The following is a 26,206-nucleotide window of genomic DNA, read 5'->3' as shown; positions in this document are numbered from 1 at the left end:
GAGGACCAATTCGCAATTTCGCGTTGCTCGGACTGGTTGCCGCAATTCAAATTGGAGGATCAAGTGGCCCAAAAGGACAGGTGGGGTCTGCTGATGGGCGGCAGATGACGCTGACCACCTCAGGCACGTTGGAAACCGGCCCACATCTGACCGCGATGCTGGTATTTCAAGAGCGGTAGCGGGTCACGCATCTGTGCAGGCCATACGCGTGTCGAGTGGTAACACGGCGTTGGGCTCACGAGCCGCAACCGAAATGATTCCCTTGCGATGCATGAATTTCAAAATGCCATTGACCGTATCTTCAAGAGACGGATCCGCTTTGCCCCACGCAGAGGCATCGCGAGCCGCCTGATAAGAAGAACTGTCATAGCGTTTGAACTCCATCGCGGTGATGTTGTCCACGGAGCCGACCAGAAAATCCAGCAGCGGAAAGAGAAGGTCTTCCTTCCGGCATCTCCGGATCAACTCGGGAACGAAATCGGAAACGCTGAATATTTCGAATTGCCGTCCGGTCGACTTGGTAATGAGCCCGGTAATATCCATCATGTTCGCATAATCGTCTCGCACCACATGGTAAGTCTTATTCTCTGTGCCCGGGGTGGTTGAAATCGCAACGATATTGTTCGCCACAATATCCGCGGGAACGAAGCTAACCTGGTTCAGAGCATCGACTCCGATGCCGTGATTCACCATAAACGCTACTAAGCGAACGGCGATATCGAAGTTGTTGCCTCCGCCCGTAATGGAAGGACTAACGAGAGCGGGCCGGAAAATGCGCGTTGAAAGCCCCCGGCTGCGCGCGTCTGCAACCACTTGTTCTGCGACCCATTTGGACTGGCTGTATCCGAAATCAAGAAGCTCCATATCCTTGTTGAAGTCGGTCTCATACAGGACTGATTTGACAGCCCAGCCAAAGACGAAGGTAGTCGAGACGTAATTGAATTCCTTGGACTTTCCTTCAAATGCAAGTCGCAAGACCTCATTCGTCCCCAGCACGTTCGCGTCACGCATGCGGTCGTAGTTGAACAGGTAGTTCACGGTCGCGCCGTTGTGGAACACCGTGTCGATTTCATTGGCCAGGAAATCCCAGACGTCCGGCGACAGGCCCAGATTTGGCTGCCCGAGATCGCCGCAAAGGGGAATCACGCGAGCCTCAAACATCTGCATCAGCCGGGCCGGGCAAGGCCCCATCGATTCCATCGCCGCCCGCAGTCGTTGGCTGCCCTTGACTTCGTCGGAGGACCTAACGAGAACATAGATCTTCGCCTGCGTCTGTTCCAGCAGGCTCTTCATGAGGAACGGTCCGATGAAGCCGGTGCCACCCGTCAGCAGGACGTGATTCATCACCGGTATCTCCGGCAAAGACGCGGGTATCGAAGGTGCGAAGATGAGCTTGCTATCGTCGCTCATCATCTGCTTTTCCGCTTCGCGCTGCTCTTTACGGAACGCGGCCAAGGAATGACGCAGCAAAACCAGGGCTTCTTCGGGAGCGCGCTCCAACTGTTCGGCGAGTTGAAACAGCTCGGCTACGCTCACCCGCTGAATGACGCCGATATCAACCTGCCTCGCCAGCATCTCGGCGCCTTTATCCTTTAAAAGCTCCTTGAGCTCATGCATAAAGACGACAAGATCTAGGGAATCCAGCCCGGCTTCGACGAGGTTGTAGGATTCCATGCCTGTCAGGTTGTATCTGGCTTTCAATTCATCGAAGGACGACTGGATGTCAGAACCGGACGGGAAGGCGCCCGCGTCCTTCTCCCGCGAAAACTCGGAAAGAACCGTAAACTGACCTTCCAGCCACATGTGCTTGGTCTTATGGCGCATGATCTTGCCGGAACTCGTCCTCGGTATCGCACGAGGTGCGATGAAGGAAATCAACGCCACTTCCACGTTAAGAAAATTCCGGACCGCGGCGGCAATCTTTCGCGCGTCTGGAAGCGCATTAGGATTTTTCACTTCGGCAACGATCGCCAGCGCGGGCTCGCTGTCTTCGTGAATCTGGAACGCGGCGACGCAATTGGCCCGGATCAGACCGGACGCTCTCTCCACAACGTTCTCGATATCCTGCGGGTAATAGTTTTGCCCCCGGAGGATAATCATGTCCTTGATGCGGCCGCAAACGAAGAGTTCGCCGTCGTGGAAGAATCCCATGTCGCCGGTCCGAAGGTAGCCGTCGTCATAGGGGCTGTCGTCCACTATCCGCGCACGAAACTGCTTCAGCGTCAATTCCGGATTCCTCCAGTAACCCAGGCACTTACCGTTCCCGGCGACCCAAATTTCGCCAATAAGGCCTGGCTCGAGAGCGACGTGTAGTTCAGGATCCACGATCTTAACGTCGATCCCGGGGAGTGGAGTCCCACAACTGACAATCTGCGTGGCGTTGTCGATTTCGGAGACCTCGGTGGTCATGCGAGCCTTCCCCAGCGCAAGGGCGCGCTTATTGACCGAAACAATATTTCGGCCACCCAGCGAAACCGCTAGAGTATTCTCCGCCAGCCCGTAGGCGGCATAAAAGCTCTCCGACTCGAGTCCGTAAGGCTGAAATGCCTCAAGAAACCGTGTGTAAGTATCTGGCTTTACAGGTTCCGCCGCGCACATCAGCACTCGTAACGAGCTGAGATCGCAGTCGTCCAGACTTTCCTTGGAAAGCCTTCCGGCGCGCAGGCAATAGTCATAAGCGAAGTTGGGAGCCGCCGTGGCGGTGGCCCGATAGGTTGTTATCGCGTCGAACCACAAGATAGGCCGCTGTATGAAGTCCATGGAAGCGAAGCCGTGCATCGTGCCACCTTTAAGCGCGGGATACAGGTAGCACCCGATCAGTCCCATGTCGTGATACTGCGGAAGCCAGGATACGACTACCGGGTCGGGATGATCGATCACGAGCGGATAGGTATGCAGGATGTTTTCGTGCGTCACCATCACGCCCTTGGGCTCCATCGTCGACCCCGACGTGTACTGAAGAAACAGAATCTTCGAAGTGTCGCTAAAGAGTTCGTCCGAAATCATATCCACGAAGTCTTCCGTGACAATCCACGGAAGACCGGAAATGTAGTCCACGTCGACGCCGGACTTCGAGACTCCCCTTCTGGCGAGATTCGTCTTCAGAGATGCGTGGTAGTCTTTGCTCGTTAAAATCCCGGCCGCCTGGCAATCCTTGGCGATGTGGACCATTTTGTATAAGGCGCTCTGGAAGCCGCGAGAACCGGGGGGATAGACAGGCACGGGGATCAATCCGGCGCGCACGCACCCAAAGAACGCGCAGATCATTTCGAGCCCCGGCGGGTAGGCAAGCAGAAGCCGGTCCTCCGCCGCGAAACGGCCCTCCTTCCGCAAGTGACCGGCGATCGCCTTCGTCCGGTGTAGAAACGACGCATAGGAGTAGCATTCGATTGGATTGCCGTTCAGGTCAATGTACGAATAAAGGAGTTTGTGCGGGTGCTCATCCCCCAGCTTATCCAGTTGGTCTAAGATCGACGCCATAATAGATCAGCAATACCCCCGAGGTTGAATAGGAAAACTCAGTGCGTAAGAAACACGAAACGTCTTGCTGTGCGCATGCCATGGTAGGGTGAGGCGAAATACGACTGAGTCTCGGAGTGCGGAACCATGGTGTTGGCCGACTTTGAGAGTGTAGGCCCACTTTGAGAACAAAGGCCCAACGCCTCCGCGCCTGTCCGTAGCTCGGACGGGTCGAGGAGAAGTCCCCCTGACTGCAGAGCGCACGAGGCGAGGAAATCCTGCAGGGGCCCGCCGCGCATCTACCGCCCCATTCAAAGCGCCTTCGTTGTACGTGATCAATAGTTTATGTTAGCAGAGCCAGAAGCTGTGCAACGCATTCTCGCTTCCAAAAACGATGCGCCCATCCCGGATCCGTCTGACTAGAGGGAACCGAATTCCTTGATTCTCAATAAATTTTGGAAATAGCATCAGCTTTCGGCGGCGTCGGGGCAACAGATTGGGTGCCACCCTGGGAGACCGGGGCTACAGGACGGGATGCGCCGGACCGGCTAGAATGATTTTGGAGGCGCTGTGACGTCCGAGGCCCAAGCCATGATCGCTCTAGATCAAGAGATGGATGATCTTGTACCATCCGAAGCCTCGCCACAGCGGCCCGTGGGCGAATCGGCAGGCGCGTCTTCCTTCCCGAAAGTCTTACGCAGCCGCCTCGATAGGTTCTTTGTCGATCAGAACATTTCCCCCAAAGCCAACCAAACAATGTGGGTCAAGATTGCCACAGGGCTGGTAGTGCTGGTGGGCAGTTGGATTGCCATCTACGCGTTCAAGCCAGATTCATGGAGATTTATCGTCCTCTACGTTTTGGGAGGCCTCGCCCAGACTTTCCTCTTACTGAACATCGCGCATGACAGCAACCACAACGCCATCTCGTCTGTGCCGTCCGTAAACAAGACTCTGAACTATGTGTTCGATCTTTGCGGGATCAGCTCGTACATGTGGCGTATCCTCCACCATCGAGGCCACCATTCCTGCATTAATGTCCACCCTGAGGACGACGCGCTGACGGGACGCGGCCTCCTTCGATTTACCCCCCACGAACCGCGCACGTGGGTACAGCGATTCCAACACATCTATGCGTTTTTCTTGTACGCCCTGTTCTCGCTCGACTACGTTTTCGTTAGGGACTTTGAGTGCTTTTTCTTCCCGTCTCATGACTATCTGAAACGTAAGCATCCAGCGCGAGAATACGCCATCCTATTTACGGGGAAGGGATTCTATCTAACCTACATGTTCATTTTGCCGGTGGTGGTACTGGGGAAATCGCTGCTGCTGGTTGCTGCGGCGTTCTTGCTGGTCCATTTGATCATCGGTTTGACCGTAGTGCTGGTATTCCAAACGACACACACTGTCGACAGCACGTACTTTCCCTCAGACCGCAGCGAGTTTGACAACGGCGTGTATCACATCTTTGCAACCACAGCCGACTATGCGACGGCGAATCCGATCGTGGGCTGGCTTGCGGGCGGCCTCAATCATCACGTCGTGCATCATCTGTGCCCGTTCGTGTGTCACACCCACTACGGCCATCTGACCCGGATTGTGAAGGAGACCGCTGAAGAGTTTGGCGTTCCCTATCGTCAATACCCCACCATGACGCGCGCAATCTGGCATCATCTGATACTTTTGAGGAAACTGGGCAACGAAAACTGATTCGAGCTTCGGTCCTTTCCTATGGCTACCTTACCGCCTCAGACAAACCACATGAAACTCCGGGCATTTCTATACGAAAACCTGGGCGGCGAGGTGTGACGTTGGCCTCCGCTATGCCCGTTGTTTCCCGATTTCGCTCCTTTGCGGATTCGCGCGCGCTGGCCCGCAATCCCGTGCGGGTTTTGTCGAAATACACCGCAGGCCTCGGCGACACATTCCGGTTCTATATCGGCGGTCTTAAAGAGGCCATCGTTACTACCGATCCTTCGGTCATTCAGCATGTGCTGAAGACCAATGCGGAAAATTATCAGAAATCCGAAATTCAGGTAAAACGGATGGGTCACTTCCTGGGTAAAGGTCTGCTCACTACCCACGGGGAGGCCTGGCGAACACAGCGGCGTCTTATCCAGAAGGGTTTCGACCGCAAGCAACTCGATGCTCTGTCCTCGATCATGCAGGACTCCCTCGCCGATTCGCTGCGGGATTTCGAGAGGCAAATCGGTGGCGGCCCCGTAGATATCTATACCCATCTAATGAAAATGACCTTCGCGATGGTCGCCCGATCCCTGTTTGGCGCTCGCCTGAAGGACGAAGACATCGACCTCGTCAGCCATACCATCTGCACCGTCCAGGAATTTATCGTTCGGCAAACACTTCAGCCCTACCTGAATCCCTACTTTGCAGTTTCGGGCGAATTGCGCAAACACGAAGACATGCGAGTCCGCGCCGACAGCATTCTGATGGCTTACATCAAACAACGCCGCAACCAGGAGCGTGGCCAGGACCTGCTACAGACTTTGATGGATGCCCGTTATAGCGATGGCGAAGGCATGAGCGATGAACTGGTATTGAGCGAAAGCATGCAACTTCTGGTTGCCGGTCATGAAACGTCGTCGAATGGTCTATCGTGGCTTCTCTATCTCTTGAGCTCGCGTCCGGATTGTCTCGAAAGGGTCCGGCAGGAGTTCGATTCCGTGCTTGGCGAAGCGCCTCTGAGTCACGCGGATGTTCCCAAGTTCGAATTCACAACTCAGGTCATTCAGGAGGGACTTCGCCTCTACCCGCCGTTTTGGATGATCGACCGCATGGCCATCGCGGACGACCGTGTTGGGGAGGTCGACATACCTCGGGGATCGACGGTCATTGTCTATGTGTATGGGGCGCACCATGCGCCGCGCTACTGGGAAAGTCCAGAAAGCTTCGAGCCAGAACGTTTCACTAAAGCGAACGAGAAGTTGCGCAGACCCTTCACTTATCTCCCTTTCGGAGGCGGACCTCGAGGCTGTATCGGTGGTAACTATGCGATGCTGCAGATGCTCATGATTTTGAGCGATCTGCTCCGAAGATACGACTTTCAGCTGGCTCCGGGGCAGACGATCGAAGCACGCCCGATGGTCATCCTGCGACCAAAGCACGGAATCCGCATGACCTTCACCAAGGCGATTGCACACGACCAGCGGTTCGCTGCAACGCCGTCCGGGCGCGGATAAGGGTAAATCGGGCAAACATGCCTGCGCAAAATCCTGGTGCATGGTGCCTGAACCGCAGTACTGCGAATCGAGAGAGATCAAGCACCGATCGGAGCATCGAACCAGCCCTACTTTCCTCCCTCGCAGGCGAACAATGGCACGGGCTCCTTCACCTTGCCGTTCGATCTCCCGTATGAACTCGACTTGTGGGGCAGGGTCCGCCGCACGGTGAGCGCATCGCGCGAGGAAGCCCAGCACCATTCACGAGAGAAAAGCCACGATCGACGGACTTCCAACGGCTGTATATAGACCCGTGAACGAAAGTGATCCCGTCTGACGCTGAACCTGAAAACAGGTGATGCTATCGCTGCGCTGATTACACACATAGAAAAAGTCGCCGCGCGGATCAAAGGTGCAGTGCCGAGGATAGTCTCCCATCGTCGAGACTTCACCAATGAGCGTGAGCCTGCCGCTGCTATCGATGGCACAAATCGCGATCGTGTCATGCAGTCGATTGGCAGCATAGAGGAACCGGCCATCCGGCGAGATGACCACTTCAGAGGTGAAGTTCGTCCCTGCAAACCGCTCCGGCAACGACGAAATGGTTTGTTGTAGAGTCAGCGTCCCGCGCGCAGAGTCGTAATGGAAGAACGCAATCGTGGACGACTCTTCGCCGAGCACATATATCCAGCGGCCATTCGGATGGAAGACAAAATGACGCGGCCCATTTCCCGATGGAAAGGAAACAAAAGGCTCGGCCTCCGATGGACTCAGTTTTCCGCTGTTGCTATCGAAGCGATACACATAGATCCTGTCCTGTCCCAGATCGACAGAAAGAACAAACCGATTGCCGGGATCAGGCGCGATCATGTGCGCGTGAGGAGCATCATGGCCGCTGATCGCAAAGCTTCCCGGAGGTGCATTGGTTGCGGACTTCGCGCCCACCGACCCGAGATCGCGGTGAACATCAATGGCTGCTCCCAATCTCCCTCCCTCCACAATCGGAAGCACCGCAATCGTGCCGCCCGCGTAATTTGCTACAAAAGCGTACTTGCCCGAAGCATCCAGGCTCATGTGCGCCGGTCCGCTGCCCTCGGAACTGACCACGTTCAAAGGTGTCAAATCGCCGGTTGTTGGTTCAATCTCAAATGCGCTCACCGAGCCGCTTTCCTGATGGACGATTTCATTAACTGTGTAGAGATATTTCTTTGAAGGATGAATCACGATCCATGAAGGATTAGGCACTTTGGCGACCAGTTTCCGCTGGGTAAATGCACCCGTGTGGGCGTCCATGTCGAAACGATAGATTCCCTCGCCATTGGCTCCGCCATCGACCGCACTCGTGTAGGAACCCACGTAGGCGATCACTCTGCTATTCTCCGCGACCGCCGCCAATCCTCGTTTTGAACTAACATGCCCGAGTACAACAGGAGCTGCCGCCTTGATGAAGTTCCGGCGTGACCAGATCCCGCTACGATTTGCATTTCCCATAAGATCAATCGGCTCCGAGGTCGTTGTAATAATCCAGTGTTCCAGCGATCGACTGTGGCATCCAGCCGTAGCCAGGAAATCAGGCATGAAATCTCAATGCGTGCAGGCGATCAAACTGGTAACAGCAGATTAGGCTATTTCCATTCCGAGCGTTCGTCTGAAGTCAGCGGAACGGGCAGCACTTGACCGCGGGCTCCCGACTCAAAGGACGTCTCCAGAATGGCCATGCCAGCGACAGCATCCTTTACAGGAACGGGAACCGGGCATTTGCCAAGAATGGAGTCTCTGATGCCGGAGTAGTATCCTCGCTGGTTGCCCGTTGGCGACGGTACTTTCGTTTGCGTGCCAGTTGCACTGTCGTACACGATGCTGGGACTGGGGTCATGACCGAATGCCGGATCGTCAGGGAGCATGCCGTTCATCAACTGCCGCTCCTGCACATCAGCGCCGAACTTAGCCCAACTCCCCCGGGTGCCGTGAAGCACAGAGCGCGGAACGCCGCCCGACGCCAGCAACGAGGCATGCAGGACGACCCGCATGTGATCGTAGATAAGCTGTACGTGGGCCCAGTCATCCGTCCTTCCTCCCTTGCGTAGGATTCCAAAGCTGGCATTCACTGCATGCGGAAGCCCAAAGAGAAGCAGTGCCTGATCGACGAGGTGAGGTCCAAGATCGAACCACAACCCTGCGCCTGGACCGGGATCCTCCCGCCAGCGTTGACGCACGAGCGGGCGAAAACGATCGATGTGTGACTCATAGTGAGATATTTCGCCGAGCACACCTGTTTCTAAAATTGCCTTTGTCGCAAGAATCTCGCTGTCCCATCTCCGATTATGAAAGACAGACAGAATTCTGTTGTGTTTCTCTGAAATTTCTGCGAGTGAACGAGCTTCTGCAAGGGTCACGGTAAAGGGTTTATCGACGACGACATCCTTTCCTGCGCGTAGAGCGGCGGCCGCGAGAGGAAAATGGCTTTCATTGGGGCTGGCAATCACGACCAGATCGACATTCGGATGGGTAGGCACTTCGTCGGCGGAACAAACGAGGACATCAGGATACTCTGCCTTCAGGATCTCTCGTTTACTCGACCCGATTACGGTCAGCGCCAGCCCGGGCACTGACTGGATCAGTGGAGCATGGAAAGTCTTCCCGGCAAAACCGTAGCCAATTAACCCAACGCGAATCGTCTTCTCATTTTCGGTCATACATTCAGAGTAAGCTGTCCGCCTCGCTCTGTAGTACATCAGACGCTCCAGAAATGCCGATAACCCATCGAAGAACTATAGGCGAATCAGCCAGCGTGCGATTCCGAATGCCAGGCTTAATACGATCACAGCACCGACCTTTGTCTTGAGCATTCCAAGGAGAAAGAGCGACAGTCCAACTGCCGCGACCGCGATCCAATCGACTTTTGCGAAGCTGCATGTCCCGGCGGGAAAAAGAACGCCACGAGCAAGAAACAAGGCGAGATCAACCATGGCGGCAAACACGACCGCGATAACAAGACTCAGCACAGCTTTCATACTCCGGTTGTTTTGCGTCCAGTCGATAAAAGGGACACCGGCGAATACGAAGAGAAAACATGGCAGAAAGGTGTAGAGAGTCGTCAGGAGAAGGGCCACGATACCCATGATGATCGAACCATGGAAGTGGCGAAAGCCAGCCATGAATCCGACGAAGGCCACGACAATAATGAGCGGACCCGGCGTAGTCTCCGCAAGAGCAAAACCATCGAGCATCTGAGATTCACTCAGCCAGTGATACTTGGATACCGCCGCGTGAGCTACGTAGGGGATGACCGTGTACGAACCTCCAACTGTAACGAAAGCGCTGCGCGTAAAGAACAGACCGAGTTGGTCCCAAAAGGGAAAGTCTCGCGCGAACAACGAGAGTGCAAGGAATGGTGCGAGCCATATTCCCAGTCCAGCTGCGGTGATCTTTGCAAACGATACGAGATGCTGCTTTCGCACAGCTGGGTTCACGTTCGACGCTTCGCGGCCCGGCAACGAGGGTGGCCCAGAATCGCGACGGTACCTCGATAGAATGAATCCCAGGGCAATGGCTGCGGCCATCACGAAGGGGATCGAAATATGCAGCCAGCACATTGCTATGAAGGCCCCACCTGCAACGGCCCACTGCAACGGCTCAATCAGGGAACCCCTCGCGAGCCGAATCAAGGCGAGCAGGACAAGAGCCAGTACCGCAGGCCTCAGGCCGCTGAACATGGCAGCGATCCAGGGCAGACTGCCAAACCGGGCATACACGATGCTCAGAGCCAGCAGCACAAACATGGATGGAAGAACAAATAATGCGCCCGCGACTATGCCCCCTTTTATTCCGTTCAGTCTCCAGCCGAGATAGATGGCAAGTTGCTGTGCTTCCGGGCCTGGAAGAATCATGCAATGTCCCAGCGCATGAAAGAAATCCTCGTTGTCGATCCACCTTCTACGTTCCACGAGATCGTCGTGCATGATGGCGATGTGTGCTGCCGTCCCGCCGAAACTGATCAGGCCCAGCCGAAACCAAAACCGCGCCGCTTCTGAGAAGCGTGGCGCGGTGGATAATTTTTCATGGGTGGCGATTTGTTCTATATTCACTATGACATTATAACGTCATATTGTCGTGCGAACTTTTCAAGGATTAACGGAGCGCCGCCATGGTGAGAACAATGGGTCGGTCTGACGTCACGGAGTTGAACACCCATTTCATTCATGAAGTAACGATTTCATTTATGGTTATCAGTGGAAAAACTGCTTGGAAGGAACCCTAGTGCAGGAGCGTGATATCAATGCCAAGAATCCGTTCTCTCTTCTATCCGTTTTGCTTATGTCTCATGTTTTTGATCACCAATCTGTCGGTTTCAGCAGGCGCAGATGATCCGGAACAAGGTTCATTGAACAAACAGGAGAGGCTGGAATGGTTTCGGGACCAGGGTTTCGGACTGTTTATTCATTGGAGCGTTGACAGTCAGCTTGGTGTCGTCATCAGTCACTCGCTCGTAGGCGCATCGCCGGAATACACGAATCGCTTCTTTAACGACTTGCCAAAATCCTTCGATCCCGATCGGTTTAATCCAGTGGATTGGGCGCGTCTCGCACATCTGGCCGGGGTGCGGTATGTGATGTTCACCACGAAACATCATTCGGGTTTTGCCATGTTCGATACAAGAACGACACCATTCGGCATTATGAATACGCCCTTCCATCGCGATATAGCGAAGGAAATCTTTGACGCCTTTCGTGCGCAGGGGATAGCTGCAGGCGTCTATTATTCACCGGATGACTTCTGGTGGCTGCATCAGAACGGTAAGACAATCGAGCGCTCCGTCCCGGATGTTCAGCCGCGCAACAATCCCGGGCTTATGCAATATGACCAAGCCCAACTCCAGGAGTTGCTGACGCACTATGGCAAGATCGACGCGCTTTTTCTTGACGGCGAGGCTGTTGGTCTCCGCGACCTGGCATGGAAGCTGGATCCTGACATTGTCGTGACGCGGGGAGCTATCAAGACGCCCGAACTTACCGTCCCGGGCATGCCGCTGCCGGGAGCATGGGAAACATGCATGACCATGGGTACAGCATGGCAGTATCAGCCTCAAAATGAACATTACAAATCAGGAGGTGAATTAATCCGGCTGTTAATACAGACGCGCGCGAAGGGCGGGAACTTTCTGCTGAACGTGGGACCCAAGCCGAATGGTGAACTTCCCATCGAGGAGGAAGAACGTTTGCGTGAAATCGCGCTCTGGATGTTCGTCAATTCGGATGCGATTTATGCAGTGCGTCCCTGGGTCATCACGAACGAAGGCGATATCTGGTTTACCAAAAAGAAAGACAACAGCGCACTCTACGCTATCGTCGAATCCGACACTCCATGGCCTCGCGCGACATGGAGAGAGTTCACACTTCACTCGGTTCGTGCGACCGATAAAACAGAGGTAAGCGTCTTGGGCCAGAACGATGAGGTCGTGGAATACCACCCCGAGATAACGCCCAAGTCGAATTGGCATCAGGAGAACGATGGCCTTCACGTACGGGTAATGCAGGCACAGCGTCTGCAAGACAATTTCCGCTGGCCCAATCCGGCTGTTCTCAAAATCACGAATATTCAGCCGGCTCTTACACCGCCGCGTGTGCAGACCAACGCATCGACTCCGGAGCTGTCTGGTCAGCAGGAAATACTTGAAGGCGAGGTGCTCGACATGGGCGACAGATCTTCGCTGGAAGTTGGTTTCGAATACCGGCCGATCCTGGGTGAAGATGTCAATTCTCGTTCATCCGCATGGATTGCGACGCCTGCACAGACCATCTCGAAACCCGGTCCATTTAAGGCGCAAGTGGAAGGGCTGGATCCAAAAGGCGCTTACGAGTTTCGGGCAGTCGTTCGTCATCCGCTTCTGCCACTTTACGGTTCGGAGATCACGATGAAGCGCTGACTTTCATCGGCCTTGTGCTGAAAGTATCGTCAGCAATTTCAGGATAGATTTCAGATGAGATACAACCTCGCAATGTTCCTGGTCGTATGCGCCATCGCAGCAATGACTAATCCCTCCTGTGCTCAATCTCAAGACGATCTTTAACACCTGCCTCCAGAATCGCAACGCAGGGGCATCGGCGTGAGTATGGCACGATTGGATCGACTTTTTATTGCGTAAACGAGCGGACTACGATACTGTAAGGGGCAATATTTCATTTTTGTAAATGAAATCTGGAAACTCCGCTGTCCTAAATCGTGGCAACGCGTACCTTTGTTGCTGATCGCACCGTTTGTTCTTGACTCTTTCATAAGGTATTGGAACAAGATGCCCGATTTCTCGTACATCGAAGTCTCAGTAATTCCCTATCTTCGTTCTGCCCAGAACGAGACACATCACGCTGGGAAGCGCCTTCATCGTTTCCGAATCACAGCTTCTTGTATGTTCTAGTTTCTTCCGAGGAATTCCCTGAACCAGATCATCTAGAGCGAGCCTATATCGCTCAGGATGGACGAGTGAATCTTTATTTTTACTTAGAACGATCTTTACTGGAGGTCAAATGCTAATCCGAATGACGCGATGGCTGCAGTGCCTTGCCATCATTATGGCCGCATGGGCGCTGTGGATACTACCGGGCAACGCTCAAACATTTCGTGGTGGAATCAATGGCATCGTGACGGACAGTTCTGGGGCAGCGGTTTCCGGCGCCAATGTACAGGCCGTCAATAATGACACTAGACAGCTGCATCAAACCGTATCTTCCAGCGCAGGTGAATTTACTTTTGAGGACATACCGCTTGGCAGCTACACCATTACTGTCTCCGCAGTAGGTTTTCAAACTGTCAAGACAACCAACGTTCCCGTATCGGCAGGAGCTGTTTATAACCTTCCGGTAAAAGTTTCGCCCGCATCAGCCAACACAACAGTGGAGGTAATGGCTTCTGCGCTGGCGCTGGAAACGACCTCACCCACGCAGACCAGCACCATCGCAGCAAGATCGATGCAGGATGTTCCGCTGAACGCCAGAGACTTCACCCAACTCATCGCCCTCACGCCTGGATTTGCCGGCTATTCAGCAAACGGCACGGACGGATCGCTGAACGGCACGCGCGCCAATCAGATCAACTGGCAGATTGATGGCGTAGATAACAACGACGCCTGGCACAACATTCCTGCCGTAAACCAGAGCGGTGTGTCGGGTATTGCCGGCGTCATCCTGCCGATCGACGCGATCGAGTCCTTTTCTGTCCAGACGCAATCCGCTCCTGAAGCGGGACGCAACCCAGGTGGCACTGTCAATCTGGGCCTTAAATCTGGCACCAACCTGTTTCACGGTACGGCCTACTACTTCAATAGAAATGAATTTTTTGGAGCGGGCTCTCCGTTTCAAGACACTAAGCAAAAGGTCCGTAACTACAATGTCGGCGGCTCCGTTGGCGGGCCCATTCTTCGCGACAAGCTATTTTTCTTTGGCGCCTTTGAGAAGCAGGATTTTGTAATCGGACTCTCAGGCCGGTCCACCCAGCCATCCACCGCTTATCAGGCACTGGCTGAAGCTCTGCTCACCGAACACAATGTACCCATCAATAGCGCAACGCAAAACTTGCTGAACACCATGTGGCCGGCAAGTGCGCTGACTGGCCCGGCAGCTCCCAACAACTATGCCAGCTCTGACCCTGAAAATGGCTACAGCTACAACGGCCTGTTCAAGCTCGACTACAATATCAACGATCACAACAGCCTTTCATTCCACTGGTTTTCGGGCGAAGGAAACTCTGCAGCTCCAGCTGGCTCGGACCTGCTCTGGTATTACCAGACTGCGCCCACACACATTCAGAACTACGCGATCGTTGTGAACTCTCAATTGTCGCCTTCGATCACCAACCAGGTCCTGGTCGGCGTAAATTATTTCAACCAGGTCTTCCTCGATCTCAATACTGACTTCGACCCGATCTCACTCGGCTTCAATACTGGCGCGCCTATCTTTGGTGCTCCGAATATCAGACTCGGCGCGTCCTCGACGCCCTCGTCTCAGCTGGGAGAAATCGGTGTCACTCCTCCGCTCGGCCGCAACGATATCACAGGACATCTAACGGACGCACTTTCGTGGACAGTCGGAGCACATCAGTTCCGCTTTGGTGGAGAATTCCGCCAGGTACAGCTCGATGAGTTCTATCACACAGATGAGCGTGGCTCGTTTACCTTTTCCGGAACGCAGGGACCGTGGGCTACCAATCCCACCCCAAGCGACCTGAACGCAGATCCCAATACACTCATCCTTGCCGATTTTCTCGGCGGCTATTTGTATAAAGGCACCATCGCTCGTGGAGATCCAGAGCGGCAGGTATTTGTTAACACCTTCTCCCTCTTCGGTCAGGACGCTTGGCAGCTTTCGCACAGGCTAAACCTGAACTACGGCATCCGCTACGATTACGAAGGTCCTTTGCATAATGGCAATAAGGATCTATCGGTATTCGTTCCCAGCAAGGGCGGCATCGTCTTTCAGGGAGCGGGGATCGGCTCGGTCTACCCGGCGATTTATACCAGTGTCAGCCCGCGCGTTGGGTTCGCATGGCAGCCGACAGAACCCAGCAATATCGTGATTCGCGGTGGCGTCGGGCTCTTCTTCGATACGCCAAACCTGAACATCTTCCTATCGCAAAACCCCGGCAATGGCGGTGCCGTTGGCCTTCAGGGAAATCCAGCCGGACCGAGCCCCGTCCTGACGCTTTCGAGTCCATTCGCACAAACACAAATACCATACGTGCCCGGTCAATTGCTGGCGCCGATCGCAGCAGATCCCGCGACTGGGTGCGTGGTTACGCCAAGCAACGTCAGCCCTTGCGGGCTTTTTTCCGTCAACCAGAATCTTCGCAACCCGCACGACGTGAACTACAGCCTGAACATCCAGAAAGGCTTTGGTTCGAAGGTGGTTGCACAACTCGGCTATGTCGGTGCCACCGGCAGAAAGCTGATCCTGCTGCGCGACATCAATCAACCGGCTCTCAACGCTGCGGGATCGAACGTAGACCCTTACACACAACAAATCAGCCGTCCCTATGCTGCTGCGTTCCCGGTTTATGGAGCCATCAACGAAGCAGCCAGCGTTGGCGACTCAAATTACAACTCACTGCAGGCGGTATTGCGCATCCAGAGCTGGCATGGACTCAGCACCCAGGCATCCTACACGTGGAGCCACAGCCTGGATGAAGGGACGCAATGGCGCAACGTCCTTCCGCAAGACAGCACGAACATTAGGGGTGATTACGGCAACAGCGACTATGACGTCAGAAATACGTTCAGTACATATGTGACCTATGAGGTACCGGGTTCATCCACCGGGCCGCATTGGTTGACGCATGGATGGCAGCTGAATAGCCTTATCTCACTTCACGGTGGGACACCATTCACCGTGTACAGTTCTAGTGACAACTCGGGAACAGGCGAAGGATTCCAGCGTGCCACACAGGTCATCTCCGATCCGTACGCAGGTGTGAGTCATTCGTTCGCCAACAAGCAGGTCACCTGGATCAACCCGAACGCATTCACAGACGGGCCTTCAGGAACATTTGTCGGCACGTCCAGGCGGAACCAGCTCTTTGGTCCCGGATTCGAGGATGTTGACTTCTCCGTATTCAAGACGGGGAGCATCGGCGAACGGGTCAAGGTGCAGATTCGTGTCGAGACCTTCAATCTCTTCAACCGAAAGAACTTTGCTCCGCCTTCCAATACCGTTGGTTCGGGCCTCGGCATAGTCTCTGACACAATTGGTGACTACAACGGGGCTCCAGGAATCGGCCCCGGTGAACCATTCAACACGCAGCTTGGAGCAAAGATCATCTTTTGAGATGAAACCGGCCTGCTCATTCCAGGGCAGGCCGGAAACTCCTCGTTACCGGTTGATTCTGCCGCCCTCCCTCATGACCGAGACCGAGTAGAGTCAACCTTCTACGGCTTGCCTCCAAGACTTCACTTACTCCAATCTACCTGCAGGTCTATGTTTCCTCTCACACTGGTGTAGAACTGTGCCAAGGACTGGCTACGAGAGAAAAATATCAACCACACAGCGTGTATCAGGATCTTTAATGAATTGAACGTCTTTGCGCGAAAGTTGGATCTCGTCTAAGCGCGGCCTTGCTGTTGGAGAAGATTGGCTTGATCGTGGTTCGAGAACTTGGCTGTGGGAGGGCAGTATGAATCAAAGACGTTGGGTGGTGTCGACCGAGGCACTCCTTGCGATCTGCATTGTGCTGACTGGTTGCCCATCGCGCCAAGTTGAGACTGGGCCTGCGATTGAGTTCTCCAAGATTCCGCCTGCGGCTCAAGGTGGCCGTGAAAGAGTCGATACCATTGCGGGCCGCGTCAGTGGCGCGCGTCCGGGACAGCAGATCGTCATCTATGCACACAGCGGACCGTGGTGGGTTCAACCGTGGCCTGACCATCCCTTTATCCCAATTCAATCGGACTCAACTTGGAGCACCGAAACTCATCTCGGATTTGAGTATGCCGCGCTGTTGGTGGATCCCGGCTATCATCCATCGCCAACTCTGGACCTGCAGCCCATCCAAGGTGGTTCTGTGGCCCTGGTAAAGATCGTCAAGGGCATCGGCTCCCTGGCACTATTGCCGACCGTGCCGCTCCACTTCAGCGGATACGACTGGAACATTCAAACGTCTCAGGCGGTCAGAGGCGGCCTGAACAATCTGTATGACGCCGATAACGTTTGGTCTGATGCACAAGGGGCCCTGCATCTGCGGATTATGAAGAAATCCGGCAAATGGACCTGCGCACACCTTATTCTGACGCGCAGTCTGGGCTATGGAACGTACCGCTTCGTAGTACGCGATACGTCCCACTTGGAAACCGCCGCCGTCATGAGTATGCACACTTTCGATCCCTCAGGAGGAGACCAGCATTACCGCGAAATGGATATTGAACTCGGTCGTTGGGGTGATGCAACGAGCAAGTACAACGCCCAGTATGGCATCCAGCCTTTTTATGTGCCTGGAAATGTAGCGCAATTTACCGCCCCTTCGGGAACATTGACTCATACGCTGCTGTGGGAACCTGGGCGGGCGAGCTTCAAGACGGTTCGCGGTTCTTCCACGCAAGCATCGGCGCCTGTTGTATACGAGCATGTCTTTACATCCGGAGTTCCTTCTCCCGGCCAGGAGTTGCTTGAGTTTATGCTGTATGTGGTTGCAAGCGATAAGTATCCGGCCGAAAAAGGCAGTGAGCTCGTCATTGAAAAGTTCGAGTACCTACCGTGATGTTCGCCTTGGCAAGCATAGGCTCTTTGGGTGGGCCATCGCCACACTCCTCGTGTTGTGTGCTGGTACGCCGGCACACGCACTGGATCCGCACCGGACGATCTCGCAGTACTCTCACGACGAGTGGGGGGAAAAGAGAGACTTCCCCGGCGGGAAGATATCTGCGATTGCGCAAACTCGTGATGGTTATCTTTGGATCGGCACAGATAAGGGCCTGATTCGCTTCGATGGCCTTAACTTTCGCGTATTCCAGCAAGCGACACCAGAGTCGTTTCCTATTGGCTCGGTTCAGGGACTCGTAACGGACGCTGCGGGAGATCTGTGGGTCTTGCTGCAAAGCACCAGAGTGTTGCGGCTCCATGACGGAAAGTTTGAGTTGGGCCGGGACCAGGCCGAATATGGAATCACCGCTATCGGCAAGAAGCAGAATGGCTCAGTTTTACTCTCGTCGCTAACCTACGGCCCGCTCTCATACGACGGAAGATTCGAGATCGTTCGGTCACCAACCCCAAAGCAGGCGCCTTTAGCGACCAACACTATCCCTCCGGGGGACGAACTTTCCAGCCGTTTCAGTTGGGCTACCAGTCTCGCTACTCATCATGTGACACAACCTAACTCCGCGGTCATATCTATCGCTGAAAATGCAGATGGGCAGATCTGGCTGGGGACGCAGGATAAGGGACTGTTCACTATGCGCGGCGGCCAGGTTTCGGCCGTAGGGAGTGAACGGCTCAGCCCCAAGATTACCTGCTTGTTGCCTTTGGAGAATGGGGAGTTGTGGATCGGAACCGAGAAAGGTGTTTTCCAGTCGAATGGGGCGAACCTCACGCAGACCGGAGTTCCCTCCTCAATCCGTCACTCCACGGTATTCGCCATGATCCGCGATCGTGACGCAAACATCTGGCTGGGGACCTCGGAAGGACTATTCCGAGTCAACGGAGATGAAGTTTCGCGGTACAAAGATGGCCGCGGGATCGACGCGCCAGTTACCGCCTTGTTTGAAGATAGAGAGGGGAACCTCTGGGTAGGAAGATCAGGCGACATTGAGCGTCTGCGCGACAGCGCATTCGTTAGTTATTCGGTAGGGGAAAAACAGTCAGCGGGTGCTGGCCCCATCTACGTCGACCAAGAAGGACGGACATGGTTTGCCCCCTTCGAAGGCGGACTGCACTGGCTGAAGGATGGAAAGACCGAAAGTGTGTCCAACGAGGGCTTGAGTAAGGATGTAGTCTATTCCCTCGCAGGCCGGAAGGGCGACTTGTGGATTGGTCGACAGCGAGGCGGACTAACGCATCTTCTCTATAACCATGGTTCGTTATCTACGAAAACCTATACGAAGGCGGATGGCCTTGCTCAAGACAGCGTCTATGCCGTGCATGAGAATCAGGACGGCACAATATGGTCAGGAACGCTAAGTGGCGGCGTTAGCGAATTACGGGACGGACATTTCACGACCTATACAGTTGCGAACGGTTTGGCATCCGACACGGTGTCCTCGATTGAAGAGGGCGGCGAAGGAACAATGTGGTTTGGCACGCCGAAGGGACTCAGTGCTAAGACAGCCGCAGGCTGGAAGACCTACACGGATCACGACGGTTTGCCTTCTTCAGATGTGAACTGTCTCCTACGTGATTCGAATGACGTCTTGTGGATCGGAACCGCCGCCGGCCTCGCCTTCCTTGCTGGCGATCAAATCAAGGTGCCTCGAGGCGTTCCAGAATCTCTGCAAGAGCCCGTATTCGGAATGGCAGAAGATAGAAACGGATGGCTTTGGATAACAACTGCCAGTCACGTGTTGCGAGTCAAACGCAGCAGTCTGATACAAGCTACTCTGAACAAAACAGACGTCCGGGGATATGGACTAGAAGATGGATTGTTGGGCACGGAAGGCGTAAAGCGAAGCAGGTCGATTGCCACAGATCCGCAAGGAAATATTTGGCTGTCTACAAACCGCGGTATTTCTGTGGCGAACCCTGCACGCGCGAGTGTCGATTCCGCTCCGGCTCTCGTCCATATCGAGGCAATTTTTGCGGATGGCAATCCGATCGACACCGGAGGAAACATACGCTTTCCGCCTAACACGCAGAGAGCGACATTTCGATATGTAGGACTGAGTTTGGCCAATTCTGAACGAGTCCGGTATCGCTACTGGCTCGAAGGTTTCGATCACGGATGGAGTGAACCAACCACGAATCGGGAAGCAACGTACGGCAATCTCGGCGCACATCCATACCGATTTCACGTGATGGCTTCCAACAGCGACGGCCTCTGGAATGGCTCGGATATGACGGTCGGTTTCGAAATTGAGCCGACCATTTGGGAAAGATGGTGGTTTCGATTGTCCTGTGTACTCTGCTCAGGGCTGGCAGCGTTACTGGTGTACTCGCTGCGGATGCGCCAGTTAGCGCGGCTGTTCAATGTGCGCTATGAAGAGCGACTAGCTGAACGAACACGCATCGCTCAGGATTTACATGACACCCTTCTGCAAGGCCTGCTCAGTGTCTCGATGCAACTTCATGTGGCAATGGATCAATTGCCGCAGGAGTCACCTGCACGGACGACAATGAGCCGGATTATGCAATTGATGGGACCTCTCATCGAAGAAGGCCGCGGCGCGGTTCGCGGACTGCGATCGTCCATCGACAACCCGCGTGATCTCAGCACTTCCCTTTCACTCATTCCGCAGCAGCTGGGTATACAAGATGGGGTTGATTTTCATGTGGCCGTAGATGGACGATCGATCCCGTTGCGGTCCGTCATCCGTGACGACGTTTACAGCATTGGCCGGGAGGCCTTAGTAAACGCCTTCCGGCATGCTCAGGCCAGGAAAATTGAGGTACTGCTCGATTACTCCGCGGATCACTTGCGAATGGTAATCCGTGATGATGGCCGTGGAATCGACCCTAAAGTTGTCGGCGCAGGGCGCGACGGGCACTGGGGCCTGGTAGGCATGCGGGAACGAGCAGGGAGGATTGGCGCGAAATTCAAGGTCATGAGCCGCCATGACGCTGGAACGGAGGTAGAACTCAACATTCCTGGCAACATTGCCTTTGAAGAAAATCCACGCGCCCCGCGCAAATGGCTCAACGGCGTCAGCCGTTTCCTCCGGAATCGCGAATCATAAAGCACTCTCGAAGCCGTGCCTCAAGAGTTGCGACTTCTTTAGGCAGCGAAAGGGTTTAAGTTCTCCTCAGGCAGCCGCCAATTTCCGACGAACCGTTATCTCTGCGGCAAAGGCTAAGTGACCGGGTATTGATAATAGGACTTCAGTTCCAGCCTTAGCGCGGCTGAGCAACTTGAGTCTTCCACCCATTCGTTCCGCGAGATTTTTTATCCAGGAAAGACCATTGCAACCCGTGCACAGCTGGTCACCCGATATGCCCCTCCCATTGTCCCGAATGGTCATGCATAGCCTGGCCGGCGTGTGCTCAAGGTGAAGGTCAACACGTGTCGCCTCAGAGTGACGGAATGCATTGAGCAGAGCCTCGCGTCCGATCGTGTAGGCGTGATCATAGACCACTGGATGCAGGGGGCGTGTCCGCCCTTCCAATACGATCCGAAACCGAACCTGAGATCCCACTTGTATCTCTTGCCCGATGCGTGAGAATGCTGTTCCCAAATCGTCGGTAGTGCGAATCTGGTTCGAGGTTCCCTTGGCCTGACTGAAATCTTCCTGAAAACCAGAAGCCGACTCTGTATCAACTTGGCATGCGTCTTCGAAATGCATGATATTGCTCCTCACTCTTGGGTACTTTTTTTCTTCTCTTGGTCAATCCACTCACGTATGTACGGTGGGCAACTCTTAAGCGTTATGCTGTCTGCTTCACACTCTGATAGAAACTTCACCGCGCTGCGATCAACCAGGGTCACGTCTTTCAGGTCTAGAGCAATGCGATCTTTAGCGTCTTCAAGACTGAAGAGTCGCTGTAACTCAGCCACGTGCTCGATCTCGACCTGACCAATTAGTGCGAACACAACGCCACCGTTCGATGACCGCTGAATTTTCAGCATGACTCTCCAAAACTCGACTTAATTCAAGCAATCTTGATGCCAGATCTAATTATTTGAAAATAGGTATGTTGCACGTAACGACACGGTCACGAAGTTCGCGAATTCGCGAAGTTTGTGAATTTGCGACCAGTGTTAGACGGGGGCGTTCAGGCAGTTTTGAACTGATGTTTGTTGATTTTCAGAGCTCGGATTTTCGATTCCAGGGTGGAAGCAGGCATTCCAAGCTGAGCCGCAGCCCCATCAGGACCGGAGATTCGGCCTCGGGTCTGGGCTAAGGCCGCTTCGATTATTTTCCGCTCCTCCTCCGCTGAATGTCTCGTAAGGGAGTAGTTCGGCAGGTCCCGATCCAGTTGGGATGATGATGTCGGGCAAAGCCAGCCTTGCTCCATGGAAAAGGTATCAGTCTCGCAGAGGACAATCGACCGCTCGATAACGTTCTGCAGTTCACGGATATTACCCGGCCAGGAATAGGATTGCAGAAGGTCCAGCGTCCTTTTCTCGATCGTCCGTATCTTCTTATTTGCCTTTCTCGCATATCGATCGATGAAATATTCAACTAGTAAAGGGATATCCTCTTCCCTTTCACGAAGCGGAGGAATCTGCAAAGGAAATACGTTTAGGCGATAGAACAGGTCACTCCTGAAAGCGCCGGAAGCGATAGCCGACTGTAAATTGCGATTGGTTGCCGCGATCACCCGCACGTCTGCACGAACTGTCTGCGTCCCTCCGACTCGCTCAAACTCCCGCTCTTGCAAAACCCGAAGGAGAGTAATCTGGGTTTCCAGTGGGAGTTCGCCAACTTCATCGAGAAAGATTGTGCCACCTTCAGCGAGTTCAAACCGTCCGAGACGTCGTTGCAGAGCCCCGGTAAACGCCCCCTTCTCGTGGCCGAACAACTCAGAAGCAATCAAAGATGTAGGGATCGCCGCACAGTTCACATTCACAAAAGCTCTCGAGGAGCGCTTGGATCGTTTGTGGATAGCACGAGCGAAAAGCTCCTTCCCTGTGCCGGTTTCACCAGTGATCAGGACGGTGGCATCCGTGGGGGCAACTTTGGAGACCTGGGCAAGGGCAGTGCGCAACGCTGGCGACTCACCCACGATCTCCTCAAACATGAAAGTCTTATCGATTTCTTCTCGCAGCGCGATGTTTTCTTTGTAGAGCCGCTCCTGCAATTTCCCAATTTCATCAAGAGCATTCCGAAGCTCTGCCTCCGTTCGTTTGCGCTCTGTAATGTCCGTCACCGCCCCGACGAATTCCAGCTCACCCGATACGGTTTGCTTGGACCTATGCCCTACCACGTGGATGTGCTTCACAGAAGCATCAGCCATCAGCAGGCGATGTTCAAAATCGAAATCCTTCTTTTCCTTGGCCGCAGATTCAAGAACCAGGCGGTGGTGTTCCCTGTCTGCAGGATGAGTTTGCTGCAGTATTCGTTCAAGCGAAGGTCGAACATCTTGCTCAAATCCGAAGATCCGAAATGTCTCCTCGGACCAATAAATCTCGCCGCTCAACACCTTCCAGCTAAAGCTACCTGTATGACTGAGTCTCTGGGCTTCCGCTAAATAGGCCTCGCTTCGTTGTAGCGCTTCCTCAGCCACCTTGCGCTGGGATCGCTCATCTGCTTCACGCAGTGCCCGACGCACCGAGGGCGCAATCCTCGACAGGCGTGTCTTAGAAACATAATCTGTTGCACCCTGCTTAAGGGCCTCGATTCCAACTTCTTCGACCAGGGTCCCAGAGACAAAGATGAATGGAACGTCCGGACAAATATCCTGCGCAATTTTTAGAGCAGAAATGCCATCGAACGATGGGAGTGTGTAGTCCGCCAGAATAAGATCAAATCCACCCCCCTGTTTAAGAGATCGCAAGAAATCGGCTTCAGTGTCTACCAGCGTCAAGTCGCAGACAATATCTTCGACTTCCATGCTTGCCTGAACAAGCTCAGCGTCCTTCGGTTCGTCTTCAAGATAGAGAATTCGCAATCGTATGGTCTCTAGCTGATTCCAATCACTTCAAGGCTGTAAGCAAACGTGATCGATTTCAACACTGGATGTCTTATTTCTTTCTAACGCTTCCGGGCGGTGGCTCGTTGATGACCGCCCAAAACACGCCAAGTTCCTTGATGGCATTCACAAACTCATGGAAATCTACCGGCTTTACAACATAAGCGTTCACGCCGAGTTTGTAGCTGGCCACCATATCGCGTTCCTCCCGCGAAGAAGTAAGCACAACTACAGGAATCATTCTTAACTTCTCATCCGATTTGATCTTCTCGAGCACTTCCAGGCCATCAACCTTTGGCAATTTCAAATCGAGTAGCAGAACCGCGGGATTGTCACCGCTACGCCGTTGGAATTTTCCCCGGTAGTAGAGGTAATCCAAAGCTTCCTCGCCGTCGTTTGCAACCACTACTTCATTGCTGAGGTTATATTCCTCCAGCGCAGTCATGGTGAGTTCCACGTCTTTCGGATCGTCCTCCACCAGCAAAATACGGCCTATGTCAGTCATGATTTCCTGCTCCTACGGCTTTGGTAATGAAAGATAAAAACTTGCACCGGCTCCAACCTGTCCTTCTGCCCAGACCTGGCCGCCGTGACGATGAATAATACGCTGAACTGTCGCCAATCCGATCCCGGTCCCTTCAAATTCATCCGTCCGATGAAGACGTTGAAACACTCCGAACAATTTGTCAACGTACTTCATGTCAAAGCCGACTCCATTGTCTTTGACAAACACGATTACCCTGCCCGCCTGCTTGTTGGTATATCCAACTTCAATTTCGGGCTGCGAGCATTTACGGGTGAACTTGATGGCATTGGAGATGAGATTAACAAAAACGAGTTTCAACATCGACCTGTCCCCATACAGTTCCGGCAGCGGCCCAACCTTCCACGTCACGTTCCGTCCTTCCATTTCCTGCCATACTTCGGCCTGAACTTCTTTTATGAGCTGTTCCAGGCTCACCATTGTCTCGCGCGTCTCGACCCGTCCGATGCGCGAGTAGGACAACAGATCATCAATCAGCACGCCCATTCGCTTCGCCGCTTCAAGGATCATCGTCATATACCGGCGGCCCTTGTCATCCATGGCTGTGAACGCATTCTTTTGTAGCAACTCTGTATAGCCGACCATGTGGCGAAGGGGGGCACGTAAGTCATGGGATACCGAATATGCGAAGGCCTCCAGCTCCTTGTTGATAGACGTAAGTTCCGTGGAGCGCCGCGCCAGTTCCGAGTTCAGACTGCGGATTTCGTCCTCGCGCCGCCTGCGTTCGGTAATGTCATTTTCACTTTGCAGAATCGCTATAGGGCTCTCGTGCTCCCCTCGCTGCAACGACCATCGGCTCGCCACCAAGACTGCGGTTCCATCGGCTTTCTTCTTCTCAAGCTCGCCCTCCCAACGCCCTGTTCCTAACAACTCAGCTTGAACCTCTTCGAGCGGTCCTGGAAAGACAGTTCGCAAGAGGTCGTCCGTACGTCGTCCGATTGCCTGTTCGGCCTCCCATCCGTACAACTCTGCGGCGCCGCGGTTCCAATAAGTAATCACACCGTTCATATCGCGGACAAAGATGGGATCATGGGCGAGATTGAGCAGGTTAGCCTGTTGGGTGCGAATTGCCACTTCCCTTTGAAGTTCGTCGCGAGACCGTAAAAGATTGACCTCAACACGCCGGCGGATAGCACTAAACCAGGCGATCAATGAGGCAAAGATGACGAACATGACATAGTACGGAATGTCAGTAACCGAAACATAGAAGCTGTAAAGAGGCGGCGTGAAGTAATAGTTGAAGGCTAAACTTGCCAGCACCAGCGAAAGAACGGAAGGCCCTGTACCTGCATACCAGGTGGTTGCAGCGACCGCAAGCAGGAAGAGAGGGAACTCTATTCCCTCGAAATGACGGTAGTACAAAAAATTGGATAGGCCCAGTGCAATGCAGACTGACAAAATCGCAAGACCGTAGCGTTGCACCACAGTTGGGATGCGCGACAAGAAGGTCTTTTCTTGCGTCATGGTTGACTCACTGAGCGCTGCTCTCGTATCCCCGCAGTCAGCCAACCATCATAACGCACTCGGCAATCCTCGAAAGTGGTATCGCCGTATCACCCATGCGATCAACCAACATCTCAGAGCGTCTCCTTGGTGCGTGACCGACTACCATGAATCAACAGGATTGCTTCTGCGTTGCTGACTTAATGTACAGACCACGACATGTACAGGCCACGACGTAAATCGCACATGATTCGAATCTGCGCATTGTGTAACGTCTAATACTCAGGTTGACACGTTACGCAGTCCCCAATGTAACCTTACATATGCGCATT

Annotated in this window: 15 protein-coding genes; 6 read left to right on the top strand and 9 right to left on the bottom strand. The window is 54.0% G+C overall.

The genetic code is table 11. From position 1 onward, the window contains the following. Positions 1–183: 183 nt before the first annotated feature. Positions 184–3,480, bottom strand: coding sequence for a fatty acyl-AMP ligase (locus H7849_RS03990; RefSeq protein ID WP_186744325.1), 3,297 nt, complete (start codon positions 3,478–3,480; stop codon positions 184–186). 549 nt (positions 3,481–4,029) lie between these two features. On the opposite strand from H7849_RS03990, the gene H7849_RS03985 reads away from it, so the two are divergent. Together H7849_RS03985 and H7849_RS03980 are read left to right on the top strand one after the other, a co-directional pair. Then, complete coding sequence (locus tag H7849_RS03985) at positions 4,030–5,166, top strand: fatty acid desaturase family protein (protein WP_186744323.1); 1,137 nt, start codon at positions 4,030–4,032, stop codon at positions 5,164–5,166. 113 nt (positions 5,167–5,279) lie between these two features. Then, positions 5,280–6,656: a cytochrome P450 gene (locus H7849_RS03980; protein ID WP_186744321.1), complete on the top strand. Its 1,377-nt coding sequence runs from the start codon at positions 5,280–5,282 to the stop codon at positions 6,654–6,656. A 240-nt stretch (positions 6,657–6,896) separates the two neighbouring features. Here H7849_RS03980 and H7849_RS03975 read toward each other — a convergent pair whose 3' ends face one another. The 3 genes from H7849_RS03975 to chrA all read right to left on the bottom strand — a co-directional run bounded on the left by H7849_RS03975 (position 6,897) and on the right by chrA (position 10,723). After that, positions 6,897–8,213, bottom strand: a complete 1,317-nt coding sequence (locus H7849_RS03975; RefSeq protein WP_222439761.1) for a lactonase family protein — start codon at positions 8,211–8,213, stop codon at positions 6,897–6,899. Positions 8,214–8,260: 47 nt separating this feature from the next. Then, positions 8,261–9,331 (bottom strand): oxidoreductase, encoded by a 1,071-nt coding sequence (locus H7849_RS03970; RefSeq protein WP_186744320.1) that lies wholly within the window; start codon positions 9,329–9,331, stop codon positions 8,261–8,263. Positions 9,332–9,406: 75 nt separating this feature from the next. After that, on the bottom strand, positions 9,407–10,723 hold the full coding sequence (gene chrA, locus H7849_RS03965) for a chromate efflux transporter (protein WP_251106594.1): 1,317 nt from the start codon (positions 10,721–10,723) through the stop codon (positions 9,407–9,409). A 191-nt stretch (positions 10,724–10,914) separates the two neighbouring features. Here chrA and H7849_RS03960 point away from each other — a divergent pair, with 191 nt between their 5' ends. The 4 genes from H7849_RS03960 to H7849_RS03945 all read left to right on the top strand — a co-directional run bounded on the left by H7849_RS03960 (position 10,915) and on the right by H7849_RS03945 (position 20,994). Continuing rightward, complete coding sequence (locus H7849_RS03960; protein WP_186744318.1) at positions 10,915–12,561, top strand: alpha-L-fucosidase; 1,647 nt, start codon at positions 10,915–10,917, stop codon at positions 12,559–12,561. Positions 12,562–13,159: 598 nt separating this feature from the next. Beyond that, positions 13,160–16,447: a TonB-dependent receptor gene (locus H7849_RS03955; RefSeq protein WP_186744316.1), complete on the top strand. Its 3,288-nt coding sequence runs from the start codon at positions 13,160–13,162 to the stop codon at positions 16,445–16,447. A 346-nt stretch (positions 16,448–16,793) separates the two neighbouring features. Further along, positions 16,794–17,870 (top strand): LamG domain-containing protein, encoded by a 1,077-nt coding sequence (locus tag H7849_RS03950; RefSeq protein ID WP_251106593.1) that lies wholly within the window; start codon positions 16,794–16,796, stop codon positions 17,868–17,870. Next, positions 17,845–20,994, top strand: a complete 3,150-nt coding sequence (locus tag H7849_RS03945; protein ID WP_186744314.1) for a sensor histidine kinase — start codon at positions 17,845–17,847, stop codon at positions 20,992–20,994. Before H7849_RS03950 ends, H7849_RS03945 begins: the two co-directional genes overlap by 26 nt. 66 nt (positions 20,995–21,060) lie before the next feature. Here H7849_RS03945 and H7849_RS27300 read toward each other — a convergent pair whose 3' ends face one another. The 5 genes from H7849_RS27300 to H7849_RS03920 form a co-directional block, all read right to left on the bottom strand. Further along, complete coding sequence (locus tag H7849_RS27300; protein WP_186744312.1) at positions 21,061–21,597, bottom strand: sensor histidine kinase; 537 nt, start codon at positions 21,595–21,597, stop codon at positions 21,061–21,063. A gap of 11 nt (positions 21,598–21,608) precedes the next feature. Next, on the bottom strand, positions 21,609–21,881 hold the full coding sequence (locus H7849_RS03935) for a hypothetical protein (RefSeq protein WP_186744310.1): 273 nt from the start codon (positions 21,879–21,881) through the stop codon (positions 21,609–21,611). Between the two features lie 146 nt (positions 21,882–22,027). Continuing rightward, complete coding sequence (locus H7849_RS03930; protein ID WP_186744308.1) at positions 22,028–23,866, bottom strand: sigma 54-interacting transcriptional regulator; 1,839 nt, start codon at positions 23,864–23,866, stop codon at positions 22,028–22,030. A 73-nt stretch (positions 23,867–23,939) separates the two neighbouring features. Continuing rightward, the gene (locus H7849_RS03925; protein ID WP_186744306.1) at positions 23,940–24,392 is read right to left on the bottom strand and encodes a response regulator; all 453 of its coding nucleotides are present in this window, start codon (positions 24,390–24,392) and stop codon (positions 23,940–23,942) included. 12 nt (positions 24,393–24,404) lie between these two features. Beyond that, positions 24,405–25,895 carry an ATP-binding protein gene (locus H7849_RS03920; RefSeq protein ID WP_186744305.1) on the bottom strand — a complete coding sequence of 497 codons (1,491 nt, stop codon included), beginning with the start codon at positions 25,893–25,895 and terminating at the stop codon, positions 24,405–24,407. Positions 25,896–26,206: the final 311 nt, after the last annotated feature.

This window comes from Alloacidobacterium dinghuense (assembly GCF_014274465.1).
GTDB classification, from domain to species: Bacteria; Acidobacteriota; Terriglobia; order Terriglobales; family Acidobacteriaceae; genus Alloacidobacterium; species Alloacidobacterium dinghuense.
The sequence above is the reverse complement of the archived record's forward strand: the minus strand, read 5'-3'. Positions and strand labels throughout refer to the sequence as shown.

Coding starts and splice junctions, on each gene's coding strand:
- H7849_RS03935 (WP_186744310.1), bottom strand. CDS start 21,881: ATGCTGAAAATTCAGCGGTCATCGAACGGTGGCGTTGTGTTCGCACTA.
- H7849_RS03950 (WP_251106593.1), top strand. CDS start 16,794: ATGAATCAAAGACGTTGGGTGGTGTCGACCGAGGCACTCCTTGCGATC.
- H7849_RS03980 (WP_186744321.1), top strand. CDS start 5,280: ATGCCCGTTGTTTCCCGATTTCGCTCCTTTGCGGATTCGCGCGCGCTG.
- H7849_RS03955 (WP_186744316.1), top strand. CDS start 13,160: ATGCTAATCCGAATGACGCGATGGCTGCAGTGCCTTGCCATCATTATG.
- H7849_RS03960 (WP_186744318.1), top strand. CDS start 10,915: ATGCCAAGAATCCGTTCTCTCTTCTATCCGTTTTGCTTATGTCTCATG.
- H7849_RS27300 (WP_186744312.1), bottom strand. CDS start 21,597: ATGCATTTCGAAGACGCATGCCAAGTTGATACAGAGTCGGCTTCTGGT.
- H7849_RS03970 (WP_186744320.1), bottom strand. CDS start 9,331: ATGACCGAAAATGAGAAGACGATTCGCGTTGGGTTAATTGGCTACGGT.
- H7849_RS03990 (WP_186744325.1), bottom strand. CDS start 3,480: ATGGCGTCGATCTTAGACCAACTGGATAAGCTGGGGGATGAGCACCCG.
- H7849_RS03975 (WP_222439761.1), bottom strand. CDS start 8,213: ATGCCTGATTTCCTGGCTACGGCTGGATGCCACAGTCGATCGCTGGAA.
- H7849_RS03925 (WP_186744306.1), bottom strand. CDS start 24,392: ATGACTGACATAGGCCGTATTTTGCTGGTGGAGGACGATCCGAAAGAC.
- H7849_RS03920 (WP_186744305.1), bottom strand. CDS start 25,895: ATGACGCAAGAAAAGACCTTCTTGTCGCGCATCCCAACTGTGGTGCAA.